The organism is Lachnoclostridium sp. An131 (assembly GCF_002160825.1).
Taxonomy (GTDB): Bacteria; Bacillota; Clostridia; order Lachnospirales; family Lachnospiraceae; genus Laedolimicola.
This window is the reverse complement of the sequence record NZ_NFLI01000002.1, coordinates 221,573-246,531: the sequence shown is the minus strand read 5'-3', so window position 1 is coordinate 246,531 and position 24,959 is coordinate 221,573. Positions and strand designations below refer to the sequence as shown.

The 24,959-nt window shown below is 54.3% G+C and carries 25 protein-coding genes; 1 reads left to right on the top strand and 24 read right to left on the bottom strand.

Going from position 1 to position 24,959, the window contains the following annotated elements:
• Window positions 1–2: 2 nt before the first annotated feature.
• The 6 genes from hpf to B5E77_RS02685 all read right to left on the bottom strand — a co-directional run bounded on the left by hpf (window position 3) and on the right by B5E77_RS02685 (window position 7,083).
• On the bottom strand, window positions 3–527 hold the full coding sequence (gene hpf / locus B5E77_RS02710; protein ID WP_087163884.1) for a ribosome hibernation-promoting factor, HPF/YfiA family: 525 nt from the start codon (window positions 525–527) through the stop codon (window positions 3–5).
• 107 nt (window positions 528–634) lie between these two features.
• A complete protein-coding gene (hisA, locus tag B5E77_RS02705; protein ID WP_087163851.1) occupies window positions 635–1,405 on the bottom strand; it encodes a phosphoribosylformimino-5-aminoimidazole carboxamide ribotide isomerase in 771 nt (256 codons plus the stop codon).
• Complete coding sequence (gene radA, locus B5E77_RS02700; protein ID WP_087163850.1) at window positions 1,405–2,769, bottom strand: DNA repair protein RadA; 1,365 nt, start codon at window positions 2,767–2,769, stop codon at window positions 1,405–1,407. Before radA ends, hisA begins: the two co-directional genes overlap by 1 nt.
• 8 nt (window positions 2,770–2,777) lie before the next feature.
• Window positions 2,778–3,191, bottom strand: a complete 414-nt coding sequence (locus B5E77_RS02695; RefSeq protein WP_087163849.1) for an endosialidase — start codon at window positions 3,189–3,191, stop codon at window positions 2,778–2,780.
• A 134-nt stretch (window positions 3,192–3,325) separates the two neighbouring features.
• Window positions 3,326–5,761 (bottom strand): ATP-dependent Clp protease ATP-binding subunit, encoded by a 2,436-nt coding sequence (locus tag B5E77_RS02690; protein ID WP_087163848.1) that lies wholly within the window; start codon window positions 5,759–5,761, stop codon window positions 3,326–3,328.
• Window positions 5,762–5,874: 113 nt separating this feature from the next.
• Window positions 5,875–7,083 (bottom strand): SH3 domain-containing protein, encoded by a 1,209-nt coding sequence (locus tag B5E77_RS02685; RefSeq protein WP_162609626.1) that lies wholly within the window; start codon window positions 7,081–7,083, stop codon window positions 5,875–5,877.
• A 296-nt stretch (window positions 7,084–7,379) separates the two neighbouring features.
• Between B5E77_RS02685 and feoB the strand changes: the two genes are divergently transcribed.
• Window positions 7,380–9,734, top strand: coding sequence for a ferrous iron transport protein B (feoB, locus tag B5E77_RS02680; RefSeq protein WP_162609625.1), 2,355 nt, complete (start codon window positions 7,380–7,382; stop codon window positions 9,732–9,734).
• Between the two features lie 120 nt (window positions 9,735–9,854).
• Here feoB and B5E77_RS02675 read toward each other — a convergent pair whose 3' ends face one another.
• The 18 genes from B5E77_RS02675 to B5E77_RS02595 all read right to left on the bottom strand — a co-directional run bounded on the left by B5E77_RS02675 (window position 9,855) and on the right by B5E77_RS02595 (window position 24,928).
• Window positions 9,855–10,451, bottom strand: a complete 597-nt coding sequence (locus tag B5E77_RS02675) for a hypothetical protein (protein WP_087163846.1) — start codon at window positions 10,449–10,451, stop codon at window positions 9,855–9,857.
• A 26-nt stretch (window positions 10,452–10,477) separates the two neighbouring features.
• Entirely contained in the window at window positions 10,478–11,038 is a 561-nt protein-coding gene (locus B5E77_RS02670; RefSeq protein WP_087163845.1) for a hypothetical protein, read from the bottom strand.
• Window positions 11,039–11,043: 5 nt separating this feature from the next.
• A complete protein-coding gene (locus B5E77_RS02665) occupies window positions 11,044–11,910 on the bottom strand; it encodes a DUF3298 and DUF4163 domain-containing protein (RefSeq protein ID WP_087163844.1) in 867 nt (288 codons plus the stop codon).
• Complete coding sequence (locus B5E77_RS02660; protein ID WP_087163843.1) at window positions 11,907–12,401, bottom strand: sigma-70 family RNA polymerase sigma factor; 495 nt, start codon at window positions 12,399–12,401, stop codon at window positions 11,907–11,909. Before B5E77_RS02660 ends, B5E77_RS02665 begins: the two co-directional genes overlap by 4 nt.
• Before the next feature lie 174 nt (window positions 12,402–12,575).
• Complete coding sequence (gene purD, locus B5E77_RS02655; RefSeq protein ID WP_087163842.1) at window positions 12,576–13,847, bottom strand: phosphoribosylamine--glycine ligase; 1,272 nt, start codon at window positions 13,845–13,847, stop codon at window positions 12,576–12,578.
• Between the two features lie 25 nt (window positions 13,848–13,872).
• The gene (gene purN, locus B5E77_RS02650; protein WP_087163841.1) at window positions 13,873–14,469 is read right to left on the bottom strand and encodes a phosphoribosylglycinamide formyltransferase; all 597 of its coding nucleotides are present in this window, start codon (window positions 14,467–14,469) and stop codon (window positions 13,873–13,875) included.
• Window positions 14,463–15,488, bottom strand: a complete 1,026-nt coding sequence (purM, locus tag B5E77_RS02645; RefSeq protein WP_087163840.1) for a phosphoribosylformylglycinamidine cyclo-ligase — start codon at window positions 15,486–15,488, stop codon at window positions 14,463–14,465. Before purM ends, purN begins: the two co-directional genes overlap by 7 nt.
• A gap of 14 nt (window positions 15,489–15,502) precedes the next feature.
• Window positions 15,503–16,003 carry a 5-(carboxyamino)imidazole ribonucleotide mutase gene (gene purE / locus B5E77_RS02640; protein WP_087163839.1) on the bottom strand — a complete coding sequence of 167 codons (501 nt, stop codon included), beginning with the start codon at window positions 16,001–16,003 and terminating at the stop codon, window positions 15,503–15,505.
• Window positions 16,004–16,118: 115 nt separating this feature from the next.
• Window positions 16,119–18,194: an aminopeptidase gene (locus tag B5E77_RS02635; RefSeq protein ID WP_242963558.1), complete on the bottom strand. Its 2,076-nt coding sequence runs from the start codon at window positions 18,192–18,194 to the stop codon at window positions 16,119–16,121.
• Window positions 18,195–18,206: 12 nt separating this feature from the next.
• A complete protein-coding gene (locus B5E77_RS02630) occupies window positions 18,207–18,518 on the bottom strand; it encodes a DUF6142 family protein (protein WP_087163838.1) in 312 nt (103 codons plus the stop codon).
• The gene (locus B5E77_RS02625) at window positions 18,499–18,972 is read right to left on the bottom strand and encodes a VanZ family protein (RefSeq protein ID WP_087163837.1); all 474 of its coding nucleotides are present in this window, start codon (window positions 18,970–18,972) and stop codon (window positions 18,499–18,501) included. The genes B5E77_RS02630 and B5E77_RS02625 overlap by 20 nt, the downstream gene beginning before the upstream one ends.
• A gap of 16 nt (window positions 18,973–18,988) precedes the next feature.
• The gene (locus B5E77_RS17055; protein ID WP_204248003.1) at window positions 18,989–19,141 is read right to left on the bottom strand and encodes a hypothetical protein; all 153 of its coding nucleotides are present in this window, start codon (window positions 19,139–19,141) and stop codon (window positions 18,989–18,991) included.
• A gap of 14 nt (window positions 19,142–19,155) precedes the next feature.
• The gene (gene pyrE, locus B5E77_RS02620) at window positions 19,156–19,836 is read right to left on the bottom strand and encodes an orotate phosphoribosyltransferase (RefSeq protein ID WP_087163836.1); all 681 of its coding nucleotides are present in this window, start codon (window positions 19,834–19,836) and stop codon (window positions 19,156–19,158) included.
• Between the two features lie 115 nt (window positions 19,837–19,951).
• A complete protein-coding gene (locus B5E77_RS02615; protein ID WP_087163881.1) occupies window positions 19,952–20,866 on the bottom strand; it encodes a dihydroorotate dehydrogenase in 915 nt (304 codons plus the stop codon).
• A 60-nt stretch (window positions 20,867–20,926) separates the two neighbouring features.
• Window positions 20,927–21,697 carry a dihydroorotate dehydrogenase electron transfer subunit gene (locus B5E77_RS02610; RefSeq protein WP_087163835.1) on the bottom strand — a complete coding sequence of 257 codons (771 nt, stop codon included), beginning with the start codon at window positions 21,695–21,697 and terminating at the stop codon, window positions 20,927–20,929.
• Entirely contained in the window at window positions 21,694–22,629 is a 936-nt protein-coding gene (gene pyrF / locus B5E77_RS02605) for an orotidine-5'-phosphate decarboxylase (RefSeq protein ID WP_087163834.1), read from the bottom strand. Before pyrF ends, B5E77_RS02610 begins: the two co-directional genes overlap by 4 nt.
• Before the next feature lie 63 nt (window positions 22,630–22,692).
• A complete protein-coding gene (gene hflX, locus B5E77_RS02600) occupies window positions 22,693–23,958 on the bottom strand; it encodes a GTPase HflX (protein ID WP_087163833.1) in 1,266 nt (421 codons plus the stop codon).
• Window positions 23,951–24,928, bottom strand: a complete 978-nt coding sequence (locus B5E77_RS02595) for a glycosyltransferase family 2 protein (protein WP_242963557.1) — start codon at window positions 24,926–24,928, stop codon at window positions 23,951–23,953. Before B5E77_RS02595 ends, hflX begins: the two co-directional genes overlap by 8 nt.
• Window positions 24,929–24,959: the final 31 nt, after the last annotated feature.

Genomic DNA, 24,959 nt, shown 5'->3' with positions numbered 1-24,959 from the left:
CTTTATTTCTCCGGCTCCAGAAGCCCGTAGGTATTGCCCTTTCTCTTGTAAACGACGTTAACCTGATCGGTCTCTGCATTCACAAATACATAAAAGCTGTGTCCCAGCATCTCCATCTGCACGCAGGCGTCTTCCGGATACATAGGCTTCAGATCATACTGCTTGGTACGGATGATGCGTACCTCTTCATCCTCTGCCTCTTTATCGATAAATTCCTGGCGGAAGCTCCCGCCTCCCTGCTCGCGCTGCACAATCTTGTTCTTATATTTGCGAAGCTGGCGTTCGATCACCTCTTCTACCAAATCTATGGATACATACATATCATTGCTCACCTGCTCGGAGCGAATCACCGTCCCCTTCACAGGAATCGTTACTTCAATTTTCTGTCTTTCCTTCTCGACACTCAAGGTTACCTGTACTTCCGTGTCCGGAGTAAAATAGCGCTCCAGCTTCCCCAGTTTGTCCGTAATCGCTGTCCGAAGCCCCTCTGTCACATCAATGTTCTTTCCGCTGATAATATAACGCATAGACTCAACTCCTTTACGCTTTTTTGCGTTGCCATCCAGCTGCCGGAAACAGCGGCGCAGCCGGTCATACATGCAGGCGGCGCAGCCTCTTTTCAGCCGATTGGAACTTAGTTCAAGTATACCACATTCTGGTAGGGGATACAACCGCCAAAAAGGTCCAGGGCGCTCCCGATTGTCACGTCCACGCGGCCCCTTCCAAGCTCCTTAAGAAGCTCGAGATCTCCCATGCTTCCCACGCCTCCGGCGTAGGTAACGGGAATTCCTTCCCAGCTTCCCAGCATCCGGACCAGCTCCTGTTCGATTCCGGAAGCCTTTCCTTCCACATCCACTGCATGGAGCAGAAATTCGCTGCAGCTTCCCGCCAGTTCCGTCAAAAGCTCTGGCGTCACCTTGACCTCCGTAAACCTCTGCCACCGGTCTGTGACCACATAATAGTCCTCATTTTTTTTCCTGCAGCTTAAGTCCAGTACCAGATGCTCTTTTCCTACAGTATTCCTCATTTTCTCCAGATTATCATACTGAATCTGCCCGTCCCGGAACACATAAGAGGTCACAATAACGTGAGAAGCCCCTGCCTTCAGCCAGCCTTCTGCATTTTCCGGATTGACGCCGCCTCCCAGCTGAAGCCCGCCGGGATAAGCTCCAAGCGCCTCCTCCGCCTGCTGCCGGGTCGCCTCATAATACAGGGAATCTGCCCCGTTCAGCAGGATCACATGCCCACCTTTCAGGCCGTCCCTCCGGTACAGAGACGCATACCAGGCCGCCGTCTGCTCCGATACAAAATTTTCTTCCGCAGAATCGCTCTGATCTCTCAGGCTTCCCCCGACGATCTGCTTGACTCTGCCATTGTGAATATCAATACACGGACGAAACCGCATTACAAAATCACTCCCACCGCATCCGCCACCGTGCGCACGCCGCACAGCCGGACTCCTTCTATCCTGCCAATCTGCTCCCGGCATACCTCAGGAAGAATCACCGTAGTAAAGCCCAGCTTCTTTGCCTCCTGCACCCGGCCCGCAGCCTGGCTGACGGCCCTCACCTCGCCGCTTAAGCCTACCTCGCCGAACGCCAGCACCTTCTCATCAATCACCTTATCGCGGGCGCTGGATACAATCGCCAGCACAACCCCCAGATCGACAGCCGGTTCATTGATCCGGATGCCTCCTGCGATATTGATATAGACGTCACTGTTTGAAAGAGGAAGCTTCAGCCTCTTCTCCAGCACCGCCAAAAGAAGATTTACCCGGTTATAATCCATACCTGCAGCTGTCCGCCTGGGCATAGCCAGGGGGCTTTTCGCCACCAGCGCCTGAATCTCCAGCAGAATGGGACGCGTCCCTTCCATAGAACAAGCTACAATGGAGCCGGAAGCAGCCTCCGGCCGCCCGTTCAGCATAAATTCCGAAGGGTTTTCCACCTCCACAAGACCGTTTTCCCGCATCTCAAACACGCCAATCTCATTGGTAGAGCCAAAGCGGTTTTTCACAGCTCTTAAGATGCGGTAGGAAGCGTGCCTGTCGCCCTCGAAATAGAGAACCGTATCTACCATATGCTCCAGCACTCTCGGGCCGGCCACAGTTCCCTCCTTGGTCACGTGGCCTACGATAAACACGGAGATTCCCAGCCCCTTAGCCAGCTGCATCAGCACGGAAGTAGCTTCCCTCACCTGGGATACGCTGCCCGGCGCGGAGCTGATATTTTCGCTGTACATGGTCTGAATCGAGTCGATGATCACGATTTCCGGCCTGCCGCTCCGAATCGTATCCTGAATGATATCCAGATTCGTCTCACAGAACAGGCGCAGCCTGTCAGAAAAGGTTCCGATCCGATCTGCCCGGAGACGGATCTGCTTTAAGGATTCCTCCCCTGAGATGTAAAGTACCTCGTGCCCGTCCGAGGACAGCGTCCTGCAGACCTGAAGAAGCAGCGTAGATTTTCCGATCCCGGGATCTCCTCCCACCAGAACCAGGGAGCCGGGCACAATCCCGCCGCCTAAGACCCGGTCCAGCTCTTCCGACCCGCTTCGGATCCGCTGCTCTTCCTTCATCTCAATAGAAGAAAGGCAGACCGGCGCTGCGGCTGCCCTTCTTTCTTCTCTCGCCCTTCCGGCGCTCTTTTTTTCAACAGTTTCTTCTACAAAGGTATTCCATTCCCGGCATCCCGGACACTGCCCCAGCCATTTGGGCGACTCATACCCACAGCTCTGGCAGAAGAATACCGTCGTCCTGCCTTTTGCCATACTGCTTCCTACGCTTTCAATACCTTTACGCTTACGGCCTCTTTGCTTCCAAGCTCTACACTCAAAACCAGCTTTCCGCCCAGTCCCGTCTTGATCGCGCCTGTGCTCACACCGTCTACGACTGTCAGATACTCCGTATCATCCTCCATGCCGAGGGTAATCTGTGCGTCCTCCGGCCCCTCCACCTGGAACTCCACACTGTCTGCATCCGCACGGAAATGCTCTACTGCTGTCCCCGGCACAGACTCATACACAAACATGTCATTCCGCTCCAGCTTCGTGATCTCGCGGAAAGTCTTTACCTTGTAAAGATCTCCCTGATATTCAAAATCCTGCTTCTTTGTCTTAGATGCCAGCTCATAGTCGCCAAAGCTGATGCTGCCGTCTTCTTCTGCACGGATTAATTCTTTTACTGCTGCCATTTTCTTTCGTCCTCCCGATGGATCTTTTGATGCTTTGATTATAAACGATCCCTGTTCTTATTTCCAGATCTTTTTTCACCAGTTCCGCCGTCCCCGGCAAGCCCGGACTTCAAAGCGCCGGCCTTTCCTGCAGACTAAACAAACACAATCTTTCCCTTTCGCACGGTAACCGTCACTTCCGCGCCTTTGCGGACCTCTCCGGAAAGAAGAGCGTCTGCCAGCGGGTCCTCCACCTGGGTCTGAATCGCTCTTTTCAGGGGCCGGGCGCCGTATTTTACATCATAGGCGGTATCCACAATATGCGTCTTCACGCTGTCACGGATTTTCAGCGAGATTCCCATCTGCTCCTTGCACCGGGCCGCAAGCTCCCGGAACAGGATCGAGACGATCTGCTTCATCTGCTCCTTATTCAGTGCATGGAACACGATAATCTCATCGATTCGGTTCAGGAACTCCGGCTTGAACATCCGGCGCACCTCTTCCATCACGCTGCCCTTCATGGCCTCATAGTTCTGTTTCTCATCATCCTTCGAGGCAAAACCAAGCCGTTTGGGCGAAATGATGGAGCCTGCTCCCGCGTTCGAGGTCATGATAATCACCGTATTTTTGAAATCCACCGTTCTGCCCTGGGAATCCGTGATACGTCCGTCATCGAGCACCTGAAGCAGAATGTTGAACACATCCGGGTGCGCCTTCTCAATTTCGTCAAACAGGATCACCGTATAGGGATTGCGCCGCACCTTTTCGGAAAGCTGGCCTCCATCGTCGTGTCCCACATATCCGGGAGGAGCTCCGATCAGCTTGGAAACGCTGTGCTTCTCCATATACTCCGACATATCGACGCGGATCATAGCCTCTTCCCGGCCAAACAGCACCTCTGCCAGAGCTTTGGACAGCTCTGTCTTTCCGACTCCGGTCGGGCCGAGGAATAAAAAGGATCCCACGGGCCGGTTCGGATCCTTCAGGCCTACGCGGCCCCGGCGGACTGCCCTTGCGACTGCAGTCACGGCTTCATCCTGAGCAATCACGCGCTTATGCAGAATTTTTTCCAGCTTCTGCAGCCGCTGCGTCTCCGTCTCCTCCAGCTTGCTGACCGGAATTTTGGTCCAGTCAGAAACGATCTGCGCAATCTCGTTTTCCCCTACCGACAAGACCTTCCTGCCGCGGCTGTGCCCGGCCTTGGACCGCTCCTTAGAAATTTTCTCTTCAAGCTGGGCGCGTTCCTTACGCAGACCGGCAGCGCGCTCAAAGTCCTGCCTGCGGACAGCCTGCTCCATCTCTTCCAGGAGCTTTGCACTGCTCTGCTCCAACTCGGACGCCGCGTGAACCGTCCGGGTCCCTCCCAGGCGTACCCGTGCACAGGCCTCATCCATCAGGTCGATCGCCTTATCCGGAAGGAACCGGTCGCTGATATAACGCTTGGACAGCTTTACTGCCGCCTCCAGCGCCTCATCCTGAATCTCCACCTGATGATGGCGCTCATAATTTCTGCGGACGCCCCTCAGGATTTCTACCGTCTCCTCCTCACTGGGCTCCTCTACCATGATTGGCTGAAAACGGCGCTCCAAGGCGGCATCCTTCTCAATATGCTTCCGGTATTCCTCTACTGTCGTGGCGCCGATGACCTGAAGCTCGCCTCTGGAGAGAGCCGGTTTCAGAATGTTGGCCGCGTCCATGGCCCCTTCTGCTCCTCCCGCTCCGATCAATGTGTGAAGCTCATCAATAAACAGAAGCACATCCCCTGCCTGCATCACCTCATCCATGACATTTTTGATTCGCTCCTCAAATTCACCCCGGTATTTCGTCCCCGCTACCATGCCGGACAGATCCAGGGCCAAAAGCCGCTTTCCTTTTACAGAATCGGGAACTGCTCCTTCCACAATGCGCTCTGCCAGGCCCTCCACTATCGCCGTTTTTCCTACTCCGGGCTCGCCGATCAGACAGGGATTATTCTTGGTTCTGCGGCTCAAGGTCTGAACCAGGCGGCGGATCTCATCCTCCCGGCCGATGCAGGGCTCCAGCTTCCGCTCCCTGGCCAGCTGTGTCAGATCCCGGCTGTACTGCTCCAGCGTCTGGGTGCCGCGGCTCTGGCCGCGGGATGCACGGGCAAACTCCTCCCGGTATTCCTGCCCCGTTCTGCCCATGGAATCCAGCATAGCAGAATACAGCTCCTTGACATTGACGTTCATCGTATTCAAAAGCCGGCTTGCCGCACATTCTATATCCTTCAGCATCGCAATCAGAATATGCTCTGTGCCTGCCAGTCTCTCATGAAAGCGCGCCGCCTCCTGCTGCGCTTCCCTCAGCACCTTCTCTGCCCTGGGCGTGAATCCGGACGGTTCTGCCAGCGCCACACCGCCTTCCGGGGAAATCAGGTCCCGAATCAGCTCCTTTACCGTATTTTCCTCTACCTTTCTCTCCTCCAAAAGCTGCGCGGCAGCACAGTCCCTGTCCCTCAGCATTGCAATCAGAATATGCTCTGTGCCGGTATAATTCTGCCCAAGCTCCTTTGAGATCCTTTCGGCCTGCTTCAGTATCCTCGCAGCCCTCTCCGTATAATTTTCAAACATAAATTCCTCCTGTTGCAAGGGCGAGGTTTGTCACCCCGCCCTTTTTCTTCTCCTGATTTCTGCCCCTGCATACAGCCGGGCTTTTGACTCAAGACCTTTTCCACTTTTGTATTCTACAGATCCAGATCATCAAAATCAAGAATCTCTATATCAAAATCCTCGTCGTCCTCTTCTGTCTTTTGAAGCTTCTTTTCTTCTGCTTTCTGAGCCTTCTTCTCTCCTGCAGCCCTATCAGCTTTCTTTTCTACTTCCTCCACAGCGCTCATATCAATCTGGGGAAGGTTTGCCGTAAGCGTCAAATCTACCTTTTCTTCACCCTCCTCTGCCTCGTCTTCCTCCTCGCCAGAATCAAAGCCAGAGCCTTCGGAACGCTTCCGGTTCACCGCTGCCAGGAAGTCATCGAAATCATCCTCGTCGTCCTCTTCCTCCGAATCCTTTCTGCGTTTGGAAAACAGGCCGCCCTTCTTTCTCTTCTTTTCCTCCCCGTAGCCGTCATCATCATCGTACTCCGTGTCGTTGTCATCGTCATCCACGTCGTCGTCATCATCGTAATATTCGTACTCCACATTACGGCTCTTTACTGCAAAGACAATAACGAGAACCAGAAGGATCACACTGAGTACGCCAAGCCCGATGATAATGTACAGACGCAGGCTCAAGTCATCTGCACTGGACTCCTTCAGGCTTGTCAGCTCATTCTGAAGGGCGGAAACCAGACCCTGGGAGGAAAACTGTCCAAGATCCTGCTGAAAGGTATTCTGCGCAGGATCATACCAGTACCATCCTGTACTTCCGTCCGGCGCCGCAGCCCAAACCAGATAAAGGGCTGTGTCCGCATCCGCCTGCCAGGCCGTATAGCTCGTATCTCCAGACTGAACCGTAGTCTGTGTCAGATAATTTGCCGCAGGAGCCTCGGACGGCTCCTGAATCGTATAGCCCGCCGCCGGAGTCTCCGTCTCTGCCGTCTCTTCCGGCTCTTCTGCCGTTTCTTCCGGCTCCTCTGTCTCCGCGACAGTCAGCAGATCGGAACGAAGCCAGCCTGTCACTTCTTCGCCGTCCTGGGTATAGCTGATCTGATACCAGGTAGAACCGCCGCTTTCTGTCTCATCGATAATATCTACCGTATCTCCTGAAGAAAGAGAGCCTGCAATTCCTGCGTCCGTCGACGCCTCCTGGCGTACACGGGCGCTTTCCACAGACACTGTACCTGTCCGGGCTGCCCGTCCATTCAAGCCAGCTGCCAGAAACAGCGCACAGGCCGCGCATAAAACCAGCCCTCCAACATATTTTCCAACTCCCCGTCTCCGGTAAAGTTTCTTCATCCTTTTATCCTCCATCATCACATATCCTGCGTTATCCCTGTTTTTATGGCGTATCTCATCCAAAGCCGCCTTACACTGCCCTTATTATAATAGCAAAGTCCCTTGTTTGTCAAATTAGAGATTACTGGCATATTCTATAATACACTGCGGCAGCTCTTTTTTCACATCCCCGCCATACGGAGGCCTGCGCGGCGCAGGTATGGGAATAGCCTGAAGCAGGCTCAGATGCGCAAAAATTGCCGCACAGAACGGTTTGTGTTCAGTCTCGGCACAGAGTTTACGGGAGGTGGGATTCCTTGATTTCCAAATACAGTGCCTTAAATGAATTAAAGCCCGGGCAGAGCGCCCGCGTCCGAAAGCTTTCCTGTCCCGAACAGCTCCGGAGGCGGTTCCTGGATCTGGGACTTGGAGTGAATACAAAAATTTCCTGCGTGGGCCGCAGTCCGTCCGGCGATCCCGGCGCTTTCCTGATCCGCGGAGCAGTCATCGCTATCCGAGACCGGGACAGCCGCTATGTCCTCGTGGAACCGCAGGGAGAGGCTTTCCGGCAGGGAACCGCTTCCAAAAAGCACGCGCCAAGGTCCATCGCGCTGGCAGGAAATCCAAACGTGGGAAAAAGCACACTGTTTAATGCCCTGACCGGAATGCACCAGCACACCGGCAACTGGCCGGGCAAAACTGTGGAACAGGCTGCCGGAGCCTTTCAGACGGCCCTTCATACCTGCCGGCTCACTGACACGCCCGGAACCTATTCTCTCATGGCACAGTCTCCCGATGAAAAAATTACCCGGGACTTTCTGTGCTTCGGCGGGGCGGAAGCTGTCATTGCCGTCTGCGACGCCTCCTGCCTGGAACGGAACCTGAATCTGGTGCTCCAGATTCTCGAGCTGATTCCCCGAACCCTCGTGTGCGTCAACCTTATGGATGAGGCTGAGAAACGCGAAATTCAGATCGATCTGCATGCCTTATCCCGTGGGCTTGGCGTTCCTGTAATCGGAGTCTCCGCACGCAACAGGCAGTCTCTTTATGCTCTTACCGAAGCTCTGGATAAGCTGCTGGACGGCCCCCGCCCTGTGCCTGCTCCCGTGCCGTATCCGGCTTCACTGGAAGCTTCCATACAGCTTCTGGAGCCTGTCATTCAAAGATCGGTAAACGGCCTTTTCCCAGCCCGCTGGCTCGCACTCCGCCTGCTGGAAGAGGACGCTTCCCTGGAGGCCGGTCTCCAGGATTATCTGGGGTATGATTTAAAGGAGGAGCCTTCTGTCCGGCAGGCTCTTAAAGAGGCGCACGCAGTACTGAATACGTCCAGCCTTTCGGACACCATTGCCGAAAGCCTCCTTTCCCAGGCAGAAAAGCTTGCCTGCCAAACTGTGCAGGCTGATCCGGACAAAGCCCGGAAAACAGATCGGTTCCTGGATCAGATCCTTACCAGCCGCCTGTTCGGATATCCGGCCATGCTCCTTTTGCTGGCTCTGATTCTCTGGCTTACGATTGCCGGAGCCAATTATCCGTCCCGGCTGCTCTCCGAGCTTCTGTTCCGTTTTCAGGACGTACTGACGTCTGCATTTGTACGCCTTGGAGCACCTGACTGGCTTCATGGGCTTCTGGTGGAAGGAGCGTACCGTGTCCTTGCCTGGGTGGTTTCTGTCATGCTCCCTCCGATGGCGATTTTCTTCCCGCTGTTTACCTTTCTGGAGGATATGGGATATCTTCCCCGGATCGCCTACAATCTGGATCATGCATTTCAGCGCTGCAGATCCTGCGGAAAGCAGGCGCTGACCCTGTGCATGAGCTTTGGCTGCAATGCCGTCGGAGTGACTGGCTGCCGGATTATAGATTCTCCCAGAGAACGCATGATTGCGATGCTTACTGCCAGCTTTGTGCCCTGCAACGGGCGTTTTCCGGCCCTTATCACCCTCATCACCCTGCTGATGCTGTTCCTTGCGGGGACGGACTCCAGCGGCGCTCTTGTTTTTTCTGCAGTTCCGGCTCTGCTCCTTGCCCTGCTGATTGCCGCAGCTGTAGGAACCGCTCTTCTGGTCTCAAGCCTGCTGTCCATAACACTGCTGCGGGGACTGCCCTCCTCCTTTACGCTGGAGCTTCCCCCTTACCGGCGTCCGCAGACAGGAAAGATCCTGGTGCGCTCCCTCCTCGACAGGACACTTTTCGTGCTGGGAAGAGCCATATCAGCTGCTGCGCCAGCCGGAGCCCTGATCTGGGTGCTGGCCAATGTCCGGATCGGGGACGCCAGCCTTCTCTCCCTGTGCGCCGGAGCCCTGGAGCCGTTTGCGGCTCTGTTTGGCCTGGACGGCGTGATTCTGCTGGCTTTTATCCTGGGGCTCCCAGCGAACGAAACCGTGATCCCCGTCATGCTGGCTGCCTACCTCCAGCAGGGCGTGCTGGCAGAAGCAGCCGCGCTGCCAAATCTGCGGGAGCTTCTGGTATCACAGGGCTGGACCCCTGTCACTGCTCTGTGCACTCTGGTTTTCATGCTGTTTCACTGGCCCTGCGCCACAACACTGATGACTGTCCGGAAGGAAACCGGCTCTCTGCGCTGGACGCTTCTGGCTGCAGTCCTTCCGGCAGCCGTAGGGCTGGCGCTCTGCTTTCTGATCGCTCAGGGAAGCGCGCTCCTGACGTCGGTATTCTGATGCCCTGTATTCTGATATCTGTATCCTGTTGATATTCCGGAGCAACGCTTTAAATCCTCATGCAAAGAGGCTGCCACATTGTATAGTGTGACAGCCTCTTTTACATCAGCTATTCGATTTTTAGTAATTAATTCCTGTTATCGCAAGCTTTCCTTCGACGACGCCAAAGATAATATTTGGCCTGCCGCTTTCACCTGCTACCACAAAGCCTGCCATACTGGGCTCCTGTCCGCTCATATCCGCTGAAGCCACGGATTCCAGCAGCTCATCCGTAAGTACCTGATCCGCTCCAAGTGCAAGAAAGTCATCTCTTGTCTCCACCATGCCGTCCGTATCCGGAATTCCCACATAGACCGGGAAGGAAGTCAGGTCTGCCAGTGCTTCCATATCCTTTGCCGCAACCGCTTCTTTTATCTTATCTGCGAATGCTGACACTGCCTCGCTGTCTACTGCGAAGTTGTCTTCATAGGTCTGCTCCTCACCGGCATTTTCCGCCTGAGAATCGCCTGCGTCTGTCTGAGAATCCGACTCTGCCGTACTCTCATCCTCCGGAGCGCTCTCTGCTGCATCCTCTGTCTGCTCCGTCTCTTCTGTGGAGACCTCCTCCGTCTGTTCTGTTTCCTGTGCGGCCGTATCCTCTGCGGAATCCTGACCGCAGCCTGCCATCACCATCACTGCTGTAAGTCCTGCTGCCAAAAGCAACCTTCTGAATTTCATTTTCCAAATCCTCCTGCATCAAAATTTTAAACAAGCCCGCCGGCTGCCGGCTGAAAGCTTATTGTCAATATATCTTTCATTCTGTACATACTGGCCGCCATTTCACCCTTTACCCATTTCCAGCTTCTGGCGCCTGATTCTACAGACTGATATTCGCTGAACGGTTGTGAATCCATCGTTTCTGAGAGCCGCTCCAGCCACAGCTGTACTTCCTCTTCTGTAACCTCCCGCTCTCCGTCTGCAACCCATACAGATACGGATTCTACAGTCCTGCCGATGTCTTCGCCGCAGGCTGTAAATACAGAACAGCTCTCTCCATAAAGCTCTGTATGATAGATTCTTCCAATATAGAAGCGCTTATCCTCTGTCCAGTTTTCCTCTCCGCCTCCCAGCAGATCAGCCGTTTCCTGGTCCGTCATTCCCGGGAGCTGCATCAGTTCTTTCAAATTTCCGCTGTCATCCTCCACATGCTCCACCTCTGTCAGAAGAACCTCAGCTAAAATCCTGCTGTCCGGATGTGCACATCCGGACAGCAGGCAGGCTACGGAACAGACCAGAAGGAGCCCTTTCCATCTTGCCCCCGCCATACCGCTCACCTCGCGATTTCAAATTCAGGCTCTCCCGCAGCTCCCGGCGCGATTTCATACTCACCGAAGACGATGACCGGATTGCCCGCTTCGTTGATATAGAACTTCGTATCCTCTGTTACGCCGGTAAAGTCCTCTTCCCAGTAATCCAGGCCCTCTTCCTCTTCCTTCTCCGGAATCTGGCTTAAAATACTCTCATCTGCAATTGCCGCATAATCCTCTCCCAGCAGATCCTCCAGAGTCACCTGACGTCCTTTTTCCAGATCGAAATTATAGTAGCGCGTCTCACTGTATGCACTGGTCCAGTTCTCTGCCCCTATTACAGCTACGGACAGATACTTGTCGGTCTGCGCTTTCACCTCATACCAGACCTTAATCTCAATATTGTGGGCTGCCCACTCCTCCTCTGTTCCACCGGTATCCAGGAATGCCTGCCGGTATTCCTTGGCTCTCTGCACCGCTTCGTCTGCGTACTGCTCACACATCGCAAGTATTTCTTCATTTACGGATTCTGCCAGATTTCCGGTTCCCTCCGCAATCATCTCTATGCTGGGAATCTCTACGGAAATTTTCAGATCATCTTCTGTCTCCGTCTCGTAAGAGCGGAAGGTCAAAACCTTCGCGATCGTCCCGATTACGGGAATCTCACTAACACTCTGTGCAAAAGCAGTACTGGTATTCAGTGCCGTCACAAAGACTGCCATGGCGGCTGCGGCTGCAGCCAGGCCTCTTGCCCAGTATCTTGGTTTTCTTCTTTTCATCCTGCCCCTCCTGACATTTGCTTTCTCCACTTCCTGCATGACACGCTCCGACAATTCCTCCGGAATAGGAGTCTCGTCGTACCTCTTTTTTGCATTCTTGATTCGGTTCATACGTCCACCTCCTGAACAGACACCCTAAGCGCTTTCAGTCCCCGGTACAGCTTTGATTTCACTGTACTCAGATTCATTTCCATAATCTGAGAGATCTCCTGGAGAGACAGCTCCTCGTAAAATCTCAGCTTGATAATTTCCTGCACGTCCTCCTCCAGACGGTTGATATGCAGGTACAGATCCTCTTCCGGAGGCTCAAATCCTTTTTCCTCATAGGCCTCTTCCCTCTGCGCTTCCTCTCCCGACAGAACCGTTCTGCCGCGTTCCCGCAGAATGGAAAGGCTTTCATTTACCACAATCCGGTAAAACCATGTCTTGATAGCCGCCCTGTTTTTCAGCTCCCCGTAGTGCTCCAGAGCCTTACATACTGCGCTCTGCACCGCGTCAAGAGCGTCCTCCTGATTTTGGACATAGCTGAAGGCCAGCCTGTAAAATTTATTTTGATTTTCTATAATATAAACGACAACCTTATCATACAAATCCTGTGTCACAGTTATCACCTGCCTTGTGTGTCTACAGCGCTGTTTTCTTCTTTCATTATATAGATGATCAGGCGCCAGGAAAAGTTGCAAAATCAGAAAAAAAAAACCCGCGGACGCCAGCTGTGCCGTCAAAACAGCCGTTTCCGCGGGGTTCTCCCTCATAGATCATATAAGCTTCTTTTTTTAAGCCTCGTCAATGGCCTTTCCGATATCGCTTCTGCAGTAGGCCTTCTCAAAGGTCACCTGCTTTACTGCCTCATAGGCATTGGCCCGGGCTGCCTTCAGATCGGGGCCTGTGGCTGTCACGCCAAGGACACGGCCTCCGTTTGTGACGAATTTTCCGTTCTCCTTCTTTGTTCCCGCATGGAACACGTAGACGCCGTCCTTGTCCTTCAGGCTCTCCAGTCCCTCGATGGGGAAGCCCTTCTCATAGGAAACCGGATAGCCGCCGGACGCAAGCACCACGCAGACTGCCGCATTGTCCTCAAACTGCAGGTCGATCTGATCCAGCGTGCCGTCGATACAGGCCTCAAATACCTCCACAATATCATTCTTCATGCGCGGAAGCACCACCTGAGCCTCCGGATCTCCGAAACGGGCATTATACTCCAGCACCTTCGGTCCCTTCGGCGTCAGCATCAGGCCGAAAAAGATCACACCTTTGAAAGGGCGTCCCTCCGCCGCCATGGCGTCTACCGTAGCCTGATAGATATGCTCCTGGCAGAATGCATCGATCTCGGGCGTATAGAAGGGGCTGGGAGAAAAGGTACCCATACCTCCGGTGTTCAGGCCCTGATCGCCGTCGAGAGCCCGCTTGTGATCCTGGGCGGACGTCATGCACTTGATCGTCTTTCCATCCACAAAGCTTAAGACAGAAACCTCCCGGCCTGTCATAAACTCCTCGATTACCATGCGGTTTCCAGCTGTGCCAAACTGCTTGTCCAGCATAATCGTCCGCACGCCTTCCCTGGCTTCCTCCAGAGTATTGCAGATCAGAACGCCTTTTCCAAGCGCAAGGCCGTCCGCCTTCAGCACAATCGGGAGGTCCGCCGTCTCCAGATAGGCAAGAGCCTTGTCCGGATCGTCAAAGTTCTCATAAGCTGCCGTAGGAATTCCGTACTTTTTCATCAGATCCTTGGAAAATGCCTTGGAGCCCTCCAGAATCGCCGCATTTTTCCGGGGGCCAAAGACACGCAGGCCCTCTTTCTCAAAGACGTCTACGATACCGCCCACCAGCGGGTCGTCCATGCCCACCACTGTCAGATCAATCTCTTTTTCCTTCGCAAACGCCGCCAGCCTTTCAAACTCCATGGCCCCGATGGGAACGCATTCCGCGTACTCTTCTATGCCAGCATTTCCCGGAGTGCAGTATATCTTCTCCGCCTTGGGGCTCTGTGCGATTTTCCACGCAATGGCATGCTCGCGTCCGCCGGAGCCTACAATCAAAATCTTCATAGCCGTACCTCCCCGTACTGTTCTCTTATCTGGTCTCCTGATTTGCCAGCATGTCGATGGCCTTCGGGAGCAGCTCCCATTCCGCCTCCTCCATCACACGCCGCTGGAGGATCTCCGGTGTGTCTCCTTCCTTTACCTCCACTGCCTTCTGCAGAAGAATCGGACCGGTGTCCGTTCCCTCATCCACAAAATGTACCGTGGCTCCCGTCACCTTCACGCCGCGCTCCAGAGCCGCTTCATGGACCTTCAGCCCATAATAGCCTGTCCCGCAGAAGGAAGGAATCAGGGAAGGATGGATGTTGATGATGCGTCCCCGGTACTCCTGAATGATGATTTCCGGAATCACCACCAGGCAGCCGGCCAGAACCACCAGATCGGCTCCGCTGTCCTTCAGCGCCTGAAGAAGCGCTTTGTCAAAGGCCTCCTTTGACCCGCACTCCTTCCGGGTGATGCACACAGCCGGTACACCGTGCTTTTTCGCCCGCTCCAGGGCATAAGCCTTCGGGTTGTTGCTGATGACAGACACAACCTCCGCGTTCCGGATGCGTCCTGCATCCACCGCGTCCAGAATCGCCTGCAGGTTCGTGCCGCCGCCGGACACCAGTACCGCTACCTTCAGCATAACGTCACTCCCTTTTCTCCTGCCTGAACCTCGCCCAGCACGTAAGGCGTCTCACCAGCCTCGCGGATGGCCTCCATACAGGAATCTGCCTGGGACGGATCCACAGCCAGCACCATGCCGATCCCCATATTGAAGGTATTGTACATCATCTGCTCCTCGATGCGGCCGTCTATCTTCAGCATCTGGAAAATCATCGGAACCTCATAGCTGTCCTTTTTCACCACAGCGCGCATACCATCCGGCAGCATACGCGGAATATTCTCATAAAAGCCGCCGCCCGTAATATGGCTGCAGCCCTTGATATTTACGCCTGCATTCTTCACAGTCTCAAGAGCCTTCACATAGATCTTGGTGGGCTCAATCAGTGCCTCCCCAAGGGTTCTTCCGAGGATCTCGAAATATGTATTCATATACTCTTCCTTCATGTTAAAGACCTTGCGCACCAGGGAAAAGCCGTTGCTGTGAACTCCTGAGGAAGCCATACCGATCAGTACATCTCCCGCCTTGATATCCGCACCGGTGATCAGATCCTTCTGATCCACGATGCCCACCGCAAAGCCGGCCAGGTCATACTCGTCCACCGGATAGAAGCCAGGCATCTCTGCCGTCTCTCCTCCGATCAGGGCCGCGCCTGCCTGACGGCAGCCCTCTGCTACGCCGCTCACGATGGTTGCGATCCGCTCCGGAATATTTTTTCCGCAGGCAATATAATCCAGGAAAAACAGGGGTTCTCCTCCTGCGCAGGCAATATCGTTTACACACATGGCTACGCAGTCGATTCCCACCGTATCATGCTTATTCATCAAAAACGCCAGCTTCAGCTTCGTTCCCACTCCATCCGTACCGGACACCAGTGTAGGCTTCTCCATATTCTTATACTTTTCCATAGAAAAAGCGCCGGAAAATCCGCCCAGTCCTGTAAGCACCTCCGGGCGCATGGTCCGCTTTACGTGCTCCTTCATCAGCTCCACAGACCGGTATCCGGCCTCAATATCTACACCTGCATTCTTGTAATCCATTCTCTATCCCTCCATTAATAGTTCTTGTAGCCTACCTCCGCAAGCCTCTCCGCCTTTTTCTCCACCTGCTCCTTCAATCCCTCTGAATAGGCCTTCAGACGGGAAAGAAGCTCCGGATCCGAGGTGGCCAGAATCTTCGCCGCCAGAAGCCCGGCGTTTACGCCGCCGCCTATCGCCACAGTCGCTACCGGGATTCCGGAAGGCATCTGCACGATGGAATACAGAGAATCACGTCCTCCCAGAGATGTGGTATGCATCGGAATTCCGATTACCGGCATCGGGAAGATAGCCGCGCACATGCCCGGCAGATGAGCCGCCATGCCTGCTCCGGCGATGATCACCTTGAAGCCCTTGCTCTCCGCGCTCTTTGCGTACTCAAAAAATACATCCGGCTCCCTGTGAGCAGAAATGATCGTCATTTCAAACTCTACGCCCAGCTGCTCCAGCACCTCAGCCGCCTTTTTCATCACGGGCATATCAGAATCGCTGCCCATTACAATACCTACCTTTGCCATAACAGATACCTCCCTATAAATATTTATTAGTTTTACTTATAACTTCTTGCTTTTTATCATGTCACACTTATAAATGAGTTTACAGGCCCGGGCTTCATCTGTCAACAGGAAAAGCTCATTTTTCATCAAAGGGCCGGTTCAGCTCCTCCGTTCCCGGCAGGACAAAGCGTCCGTTCTCAATCAGCGTGATCCCGCTTCCGTCAGCCCGGACGACCCGGATGCTTTCCAGCTCGTCATACGGAATCGTAATATCTGTGTGACAATTGAAATATGCCTTTGACACATCCTCCTTCCGGAGCATCGAGCATTCATTGTCCTTGGCAATGATCCGCTTTCCGTCCGGATTATAAGTAGGATTATCCTCCGACCAGGAAAAACAGGTATCCCCCACCGCAAAATGAGGCCCCATCTTTTCTGCTATCAGAATCGGGAGCTTGGAAGCGATTCCATATTTCCCGGCCACCATATAAGCGGTCGTATTTGTGCCAATCGCAAACTCTCCAAGCGGCAGGGTCTCATGATTGAAGAGCACATTGTTCCTGATATACTTGCGGTTTTCCTCTTCCTCTTCAAAATTCGCGCAGGAATAGGAAGCGACCCGCCCATCCTGGAAGGTAAGCTCCAGATCCAGATATTTCAGATCATTCAGATAAACCTCACTTACGTGCAGCGTGCCTTCCGTACCTGTAAGCTTCGGTGAAGTAAAGACCTCTCCCACAGGAATATTCACATCCGCTACGCAGTTTTCGAAAATAGTCTCTTTTTCCGGATTCTCCACGCTCCAGAGCTGCACCTTCATATCCGTTCGGTTCTTCCCGGCCCCTTTGATATGCACATAGGCTCCCTGATCCAGAGCGTCGATAAGCTTCTGCTGAATCCCCTGATACAGGCGGTAATCCAGATTGTTGATCTTCACCGTCTCAGCGAAAATCTCTTCAAAATTCTCCCCTATCTCCGGAATCGGCCAGGCGATAATTGTAAAGCTCCTCTCATCTCCCGGAATGTACCGGTTCACCAGCTGCCCTGCCTCATTGTTGTACCAGACGCTCAGCTCCTGCTGCTTTTCGCTGAGGCGGAGAGCCTCGCTGCAGCTTTTGGGCAGAAACGGCCGTTCTCCGAAGATCTCCATGACAGCCGGCCCCGCATGGACCGCCGCCAGCTCCTTATATTCCTCATAGGCCGCGTGGAGTACAGACAGCCGGCGCTCTGCCAGCTTCCTGTCCAGGTAAAGGGCCGCATCCTCCTTGTGGTCAAACACATACTGCTTGCTGGGCGGAGTGCTGCAGTATCCCGGGTTTCCCTGGGGCCTGCGGCTGACGCTGTGCCGGGCCTCCCGGTAGATAATGCTTTGAAGCCCCATTTTTTCAAACTGAGCCACCGCAGCGCGGACCACCCGTTCAAATCCAAGCGAATAACGGATATTCACGGTCTTTTTCCTGCCCAGATCGATGCCTGCATTCTCAAACCCTATCCGGTACCCCTCTGTAAAGGTAGACGCCATGGCGTCAATCTCTTCCTGGGGAAGCCCTGCCAGAAACCGGCTCGTCCCAAGCTCATTTTCTGAAATGTATTCTCCGAAACGGTACAGATATCTGGGATCGTCCAGATCCGCCCCACAGATGATATCTCTTGCAAAGGAAAGAGAGGGATCCAGCTGCTCCCGGATCCGCTCTGGAATCAGCCGGTCGCAGTAATCGCTCACATACCAGTAAACCATTTCACGCAGGCTTTTCCCGGACGGAAGCTCTTCTTCAAATGCATTGTAGACTTCGATAAACAGCTCCGCTGCTATCGTTATATCTGTGTACCGCTGTTCCGCCGCCCAGGCGGTCATACCGCGTATTTCCGTGTAGAGAAAGCTTAGAATCTGTCCGTAATCCTCTCCCAGAAGCCGGACCGCATACGCTGGGCTGGCATAGCTCTGCTCATATGCTTCCCCGGCAATGTCTCCATAAAGCCTCCGGTTCTGCTCCTGAAGCTCCGAAAGGCTCATCTGCTCCAGCCGCCCTTCTTTCACATCCGCCGCCAGGCGCCCCGCTTCCAGAATAAAATCTGCTGTCCTCTGAAAATAATCATAAAAAGGAGCCGACACGGCGGTCTCCTCCTTCATCGCCTGTATCCGCTCCATAGAGAGCTCATATCTCTCCCGTATCTCTTCCGCTTCCTCCATACGGCTTCTCTCCAGCTCCATCTTCACTGCCTCCTACATTCCTATCATGCAAACCAGCACCCATCCGATAAACAGAACGCCGTTCAGAACCGCTCCCACCTGGGAGGTGAGATAATAGACGTCCTCTTCCTGAAAGCCTCTGACCGCCAGGACAAACCCTGTAATACTGGCCAGAAAAGACAGAATTCCCAAAAGGCCCACCATGCTTCCTGCCTCGCCCGACATTCTGTAAGCCATCATCAGGCAGACAGCCGTGAGAATGATGGATGCCGTTGCCAGTGCCAGGGACACAAGCCCCTGTCTGGTATGTTTTTTATCTGTAAATTTATAGCTTCTTCTCGCCATGCTTTCCCCTCCAGTACTGCCGGAGCGCCACAAATACCAGGTATCCGATGCACCCGCCGATGGTGTTCAGCAGCAGATCGTCCACATCGAAGCTGCCTACCCGGAATATCAGCTGCATCGTCTCTGCCAGCAGGCTTGTCGTAAAGGAAAGGATCAGGACACGAAAAAAGCTCTGAAGGCGCTCAAACAGCAGCGGCAGGCCACAGCCGTACGGAATAAATACCACAACGTTTCCGACCACGTTGATCAGCACCGCCGGCAGGCCAAGAATGTCGCGATACCGCAGGAAACGCCGGATCTCCTGGAACAGTACCAGATTGTACCGGTACTCTGCATGGAATTCCGTTCTCCCGTAGCTTTCCGAAAAAAACATGAAATAAATCAGGCACGCCAGATAAAGAACCAGCAGAACCTTCCCCCCTGCCTTAAGCTTCTTTATGGAATTTTTGCTCATTCTATCCGCCTTTTCTCTAAAAAATCAGATCGGATCGGGACTTCAGCAGCTTTGCTCCATTTATAATCATCAACACGCCGGCGGCCAGACCTGTCACCAGCAGAATAATTCCAAGAACCAGGCTGCCCGCCCCCGTATTCGTCATCGTCTTATATGCTTTTTCGTTCATCTGCATACCTCCTGCTATTTCACTCCATACTGATCGTAGTATGCGTCAATCGCTTCCTTTAATGCATCATCAATGATGACTTTTCCTTTGTATGGACGGTTATACAGATGCTCCACTACGTCTGCCATCGTTACAATGGCAGCTGTATCAAAGCCATAGAGATCCCGGATTTCCTCCAGAGCGCTCTTTTCTCCGCCCTTTCCTACCTCCATACGGTTCAAAGAGACCATCAGCCCCCGGATCTCCACATTGGCGGCTCCCCTTACTTTGGGCACCGTCTCCTCCATAGACTTGCCTGAGGTGGTTACATCCTCAATCATGATCACCCGGTCGCCGTCCTTTAAGCTGCTTCCCAGAAAGCTTCCCTTGTCCGCGCCGTGATCCTTTTCCTCCTTCCGGTCGGAGCAGTAGCGGACCTCCTTTCCGTACAGCTCGCTGTAGGCCACAGCTGTCACGACGCTGATTGGAATCCCCTTGTAGGCCGGTCCAAACAGCACGTCAAAGTCATCCCCGTAGACACCGTGAATGGCCTTCGCGTAGTATTCCCCCAGCTTTTTCAGCTGAGAACCCGTCACATAGGCGCCCGCATTCATGAAAAACGGGGACTTTCTCCCGCTCTTCAGCGTAAAGTCACCGAATTTCAGCGCCTGACAGTCTATCATAAATTCAATAAATTCCTGCTTATACTGTTCCATAGCCTTCCTCTCCTCCTGCTTCCTGTTCTATTTTCCAATTCTATCATAAGTTTCATATATTTTCAATTGAAGCAAGATATTCCATCCTCAGCAGCTCCGCACAGCTGCCGTCCGCTCACCCTGCGGAAACGGCTCCGATCAGCTCCCGGATATCCTCCACCTGATATTTCTTCATGTAATCCAGAATTCCCTCCGCCGTCTCCTTTGCCGCAAAGGGATTCGCAAAGTTCGCGGTGCCCACCGACACGGCTGTGGCTCCCGCCAGGATGAACTCCATGGCGTCTTCCCCGTTCATGATCCCGCCCATGCCGATGATGGGCAGGGATACCGCCTGGGCTGCCTGGTAGACCATCCGCACGGCCACAGGCTTTACCGCCGGGCCGGACAGGCCGCCGGTCTTATTGGCGATAGCAAAGGCTCTCTTATGAATATCTATCTTCATTCCCGTGATCGTATTGATCAGGGAAAGCACATCTGCGCCGCCGGCCTCGGCGGCGCGGGCCATTTCCGCGATATCCGTCACGTTCGGGCTGAGCTTCATAATAACGGGCTGCTTCGCATGGCGCTTTACTTCCTTCGTGATGGCCTCCAGGGCTTCCGGCTTCTGGCCGAAGGCGATCCCGCCCTCCTTTACATTGGGACAGGATACGTTAATCTCCAGCATATCTACCGGCTGATCTGAAAGGCGTTCCACCACCTCGCAGTAATCCTCTGTAGTCTTTCCGCAGACATTGACGATAATTTTCGTATCATATTGTTTTAAGAGCGGTATATCCCGTTTGATAAACACATCAATCCCCGGATTCTGCAGGCCAATGGCGTTCAGCATGCCGCTCTTCGTCTCGGCAATACGGGGCACCGGATTTCCGGGCCAGGGTACGTTCGCCACTCCCTTGGTAACGACAGCGCCCAGACAGCCCAGATCGTAAAACTCTCCGTATTCCGCGCTGGATCCGAAGGTTCCGGATGCGGTCATCACAGGATTTTTCAGCTCCACGCCTGCAAGATTTACACTTGTCTTATATTCCATCTCTTTATCCCCTTCCGGTCTGTCCGCGCAGTTCCTTCGCCTGCCGCAGACACACACCTCCTAGATCTCGATCTCCTCCGCCGCAAAGACGGGACCGTCCTTGCAGATCCGCTTATTCTTTACATTCGTATGCTCGTCCACATCCTTAGAGGTGCAGACGCAGGCCAGGCAGGCGCCGATTCCGCAGGCCATCCGTTCCTCCAGGGACAGGTAGCAGTCCATTCCCTGTTCTGCGGCGTAAGCCTTCAGAGCCCGCAGCATGGGCGAAGGACCACAGGCAAAGATCGCCTCTGCCTCCAGCTTATTCTCCCGGATAGCGTCCAGCACGTTTCCCTTCGTGCCCACGCTTCCATCCTCCGTAGCTATATAGAGGGCCGCGTTCCGGGAAAGCTCCTCCTTCAGAAACAAATCGCTGTTCCGGTAGCCGGACACCACCATCTTCTCTCCCGGGAGCTGCTTTGCCAGCTCCACCATAGGCGGAACGCCGATTCCGCCGCCCACCAGAAGCACCCTTTTATATCCCCGGTCCAGCGGAAAGCCGTTTCCAAGAGGGCCGACAAGCTCAAGACTGTCTCCGGAGCCGTAGCCTGAAAACTCTTTCGTCCCTGCCCCCGCAGTCCGGTACACGAGCCGGATCCTGCCGCTCTCCTTATCAATCTCGCAGATGCTGATAGGACGGGGCAGAAGCCTGCTCTCGTCGCGGCAGTAAACTGACACAAACTGCCCGGGACGGGCTTCTCCTGCGATATCGTCCGCATGCAGCCACAGGCTGTAGATATGCTCCGCAATCTCACGCTGTTCTATGATGACAGCTGTCTCCCTGTATTTCATAAAGGCCTCCTTGCTTCCAGCGCCTGGCGGATGTCCGCAGCCATATCCTCCACAGCCGCTCTCGAAGCGTCGCCAAAGCTCTCCGCCCCAAAGGACGCATATTTCTCCTGCTTATAGGCGGCAATGATTCCCCGGGAGGAATTTACGATAGCTCCCAGCCCGTCCTCATTGAAGAAATTCACCAGATCCTTTCCCTGGCCGCCCTGGGCGCCGTAGCCCGGCACCAGAATAAAGGTCTTCGGCATCAGCTTCCGGAGCGCCGCGCCCATCTCCGGATAGGTCGCGCCCACAACAGCGCCGATATAGCTGTAGGTATCTCCCATATGCTCCTCGCCCCATTCGGCTACCTTCTCTCCTACCAGCTCATAAAGGGGCCGTCCGTTTACCAGCTGATCCTGGAACTCGCCGCTGGAGGGATTGGAGGTCTTCACCAGAATGAAAAGGCCCTTTCCCTCCTCCTGACATACCTCAATAAACGGCTTCACACCGTCGCTTCCAAGGTAAGGATTCACTGTCGCGAAGTCTTCATCAAAGGGCACGTAGCATTTGCTTCCTACCTGCACCTTTCCCAGATGGCCTGCTGCATAGGCTGCGGAGGTAGAACCGATATCGCCGCGCTTGATATCCCCGATCACAACCAGATCCTTGGACTTGCAGTAATCAATCGTCTTTTTATATGCCTTCAGGCCTTCGATGCCAAACTGCTCATACATGGCAATCTGAGGCTTCACAGCAGGAATCAGGTCATAAGTCTTGTCCACGATCTCCTTATTGAACTGCCAGATAGCCTCCGCCGCGCCTTCCAGCGTCTCGCCGTACTCTTCAAAGGCTTTCTTCTGAATATGCTCCGGAATATAGGAGAGCATGGGATCCAGTCCCACTACAATGGGAGCCTTCGTCTTCTGTATCTTCGCAATCAGCTTGTTAATCATATTGATATCCTCCTTGGAATTATTACCATCATAAAATAAATGTACCTTAAACCCTCCGGATAGTCAAGCTCCTGCGTCCCCGGGCTGCTTCTTTCCTCCAGCATCCCCGGAAGGCGCGTAATACCGGATATAGATCCCGTCCTCCCTGTACTCCTCTTCAATAATCTGCCCATAGCGGCGCACACGCGCGATATCGCCTGCCTGGGCATAAGGATAGACCTTCTCTACCAGCACACAGCTTTCCAGCAGCGTCTCCTCCAGAAGCTCCCGAAGCTCAGAGAGCCCCTCGCCGGAAGCTGCCGAGATTCCCAGAATGCGGCTGGCCTTCAGATCCTTGGGAAGCTCCATATCCTTCGCCAAATCACGCTTGTTAAAAAGAGTGATGACCCGTTTTCCGGTGATCCCCAGCTCCTGAAGGGTCTCGTAGACTACCTCCATCTGCGTCTCCATCTGGGGGCTGGCGCTGTCCACCACATGAAGAATCAGGTCTGCATAGCGCGCCTCCTCCAGTGTACTTTTGAAGGCTTCCACCAGGTGATGAGGCAGCTTCCGGATAAAGCCTACCGTATCTGTCAGAAGAAGCTCCTGCCCTCCCGGCAGAACCGTCCGCCGGGTCGTCGGATCCAGCGTGGCGAACAGCTTATCCCGAGCAAGGATATCCGCCCCTGTCAGAGCATTCAGAAGCGTAGACTTCCCGGCGTTTGTATAGCCTACAATAGCCGCCACCGGAATAGAGCGTTCCAGCCTCTGCTTTCTTGCCGTGTCCCTGTGAAGCTGCATCTGGCGGAGCTCCCGGCGGAGACATGCCATACGGCTTTTGATCAGCCGCCGGTCCGTCTCCAGCTTCTTCTCTCCCGGTCCCCTCGTTCCGATGCCTCCGCCCAGGCGGGAGAGGGATTTTCCAAGCCCGGAAAGCCGGGCCAGGCGGTAGCCCAGCTGCGCCATCTCTACCTGAAGCTTTCCTTCCCGTGTCGTAGCATGCTTTGCAAAAATATCCAGGATCACAAGCGTCCGGTCCATTACCTTCAGCTCCAGCTCCTTCTCCAGGCCCCGGAGCTGAGCCGGCGTCAGCTCATCGTCACAAATCACTCCGTCCGCGCCCAGCTCCTCTGCCAGGGCGCGTACCTCCTCTATCTTACCCTTCCCGATGTAAGTGCCCGGATGCACAGACTCCCGGTTCTGAATCACGCGCCCCAGAACCACCGCGCCAGCCGTATCGGCCAGCTCCGCCAGCTCGTCCAGGGAGGCCTCCATATCCTCCTCCTGCGTGCTTACGCCAAGCAGGAGCACCTTTTCCTCCAAATCCTGATTTTCATACAGTTCAGCCAAAATCTTCCTCCTGCCGCCAGTAGGCCCTGTTCATTGTGCAGCGAAGCACCAGCCAGCGCGGAAGCCTCCGCCAGGCCTTTCCAAGACGATAGCCCAGATATTTGCAGCCGCTCTGCCAGGCCAGCTGCGCAAGCAGCCAGGGCTTCCCGATATGCAGGCAGTGGGCCGCCGTCCGTTTCACCAGACGGATTCCTTCTCCCTCTGAAGCGATTCCCGCGAAAATCTCCGGATGCTCCGCCTGAGACACCGCCAGATCAAAGTTGCGGTGGAACTGCTCCCGGCCGCTGTAATTATGGGAATGGATTACCTTTGCATCCGCCGCATAGGCAACCGCATATCCATTCTTTATCAGGCCGCCCGCATAGATCATGTCTTCATTGAAAATGGTTCTCTTCGCAAAGCCGCCCTGCGCCAGATAGGTCTCCCTCTCATACATCGCGCACACATTGGAACAAAAAAAGGTCTTGATTCCAAGCTCCGGCAGATCCTCCGCTGTCTTAACCCTGCTTTCCTCCGGATAGTTGAAGGCCCTCGTATAACGCTCCAGCTCCCGGCAGTCCGGCTTTGGAAGCTGTCTTGCATATGCCGCCTTCACACGTTTATCCGAAAAAGGGGAAAAAAGCCGTTCCACCAGATATTCATCCGCCGGAAGCGCGTCCTGGGTCAGAAACAGCAGATAATCTGCGTCCGAAAGCCTGGCCGCCCGATCCCGCGTGCCCCCATGATCGAATTCTTCCTTTTCCAGCGAAACGGTCTGAATCCCCGGCCGGCCCTCCAGCATTTTCTCCACATCCGTTTTGGAACGTGTATTCATCACAAGAAGCTTATGAACCGGCAGCGTCTGCCGTCCAAGTCTTTCCAGCAATGCTTCAAATTCCGCTCCGGGATTGCATACCGGTATAATCACATCGATCTTCATGATATTCTCCATTCCAGAAAAATGGACGAGGCGCATTCCTTCCCCGTCCATTTCTTATCCCTTCGTCTCGGCCGCTGAAGTT

Bases quoted from the DNA above. Each gene is read 5' to 3' on its own strand.
- purM (WP_087163840.1), bottom strand. From the start codon at position 15,488: ATGGATTACAAGAATGCAGGTGTAGATATTGAGGCCGGATACCGGTCT.
- B5E77_RS02630 (WP_087163838.1), bottom strand. From the start codon at position 18,518: ATGGCGAGAAGAAGCTATAAATTTACAGATAAAAAACATACCAGACAG.
- purD (WP_087163842.1), bottom strand. From the start codon at position 13,847: ATGAAGATTTTGATTGTAGGCTCCGGCGGACGCGAGCATGCCATTGCG.
- purN (WP_087163841.1), bottom strand. From the start codon at position 14,469: ATGCTGAAGGTAGCGGTACTGGTGTCCGGCGGCGGCACGAACCTGCAG.
- B5E77_RS02685 (WP_162609626.1), bottom strand. From the start codon at position 7,083: ATGAAGAAACTTTACCGGAGACGGGGAGTTGGAAAATATGTTGGAGGG.
- radA (WP_087163850.1), bottom strand. From the start codon at position 2,769: ATGGCAAAAGGCAGGACGACGGTATTCTTCTGCCAGAGCTGTGGGTAT.
- hpf (WP_087163884.1), bottom strand. From the start codon at position 527: ATGCGTTATATTATCAGCGGAAAGAACATTGATGTGACAGAGGGGCTT.
- B5E77_RS02615 (WP_087163881.1), bottom strand. From the start codon at position 20,866: ATGGAATATAAGACAAGTGTAAATCTTGCAGGCGTGGAGCTGAAAAAT.
- B5E77_RS02665 (WP_087163844.1), bottom strand. From the start codon at position 11,910: ATGAACCGAATCAAGAATGCAAAAAAGAGGTACGACGAGACTCCTATT.
- pyrF (WP_087163834.1), bottom strand. From the start codon at position 22,629: ATGATTAACAAGCTGATTGCGAAGATACAGAAGACGAAGGCTCCCATT.
- B5E77_RS02610 (WP_087163835.1), bottom strand. From the start codon at position 21,697: ATGAAATACAGGGAGACAGCTGTCATCATAGAACAGCGTGAGATTGCG.
- B5E77_RS17055 (WP_204248003.1), bottom strand. From the start codon at position 19,141: ATGAACGAAAAAGCATATAAGACGATGACGAATACGGGGGCGGGCAGC.
- B5E77_RS02635 (WP_242963558.1), bottom strand. From the start codon at position 18,194: ATGGAGCTGGAGAGAAGCCGTATGGAGGAAGCGGAAGAGATACGGGAG.
- pyrE (WP_087163836.1), bottom strand. From the start codon at position 19,836: ATGGAACAGTATAAGCAGGAATTTATTGAATTTATGATAGACTGTCAG.
- B5E77_RS02695 (WP_087163849.1), bottom strand. From the start codon at position 3,191: ATGGCAGCAGTAAAAGAATTAATCCGTGCAGAAGAAGACGGCAGCATC.
- B5E77_RS02625 (WP_087163837.1), bottom strand. From the start codon at position 18,972: ATGAGCAAAAATTCCATAAAGAAGCTTAAGGCAGGGGGGAAGGTTCTG.
- B5E77_RS02670 (WP_087163845.1), bottom strand. From the start codon at position 11,038: ATGGCGGGGGCAAGATGGAAAGGGCTCCTTCTGGTCTGTTCCGTAGCC.
- B5E77_RS02690 (WP_087163848.1), bottom strand. From the start codon at position 5,761: ATGTTTGAAAATTATACGGAGAGGGCTGCGAGGATACTGAAGCAGGCC.
- purE (WP_087163839.1), bottom strand. From the start codon at position 16,003: ATGGCAAAGGTAGGTATTGTAATGGGCAGCGATTCTGATATGCCCGTG.
- B5E77_RS02675 (WP_087163846.1), bottom strand. From the start codon at position 10,451: ATGAAATTCAGAAGGTTGCTTTTGGCAGCAGGACTTACAGCAGTGATG.
- hisA (WP_087163851.1), bottom strand. From the start codon at position 1,405: ATGCGGTTTCGTCCGTGTATTGATATTCACAATGGCAGAGTCAAGCAG.
- B5E77_RS02595 (WP_242963557.1), bottom strand. From the start codon at position 24,928: ATGGACGGGGAAGGAATGCGCCTCGTCCATTTTTCTGGAATGGAGAAT.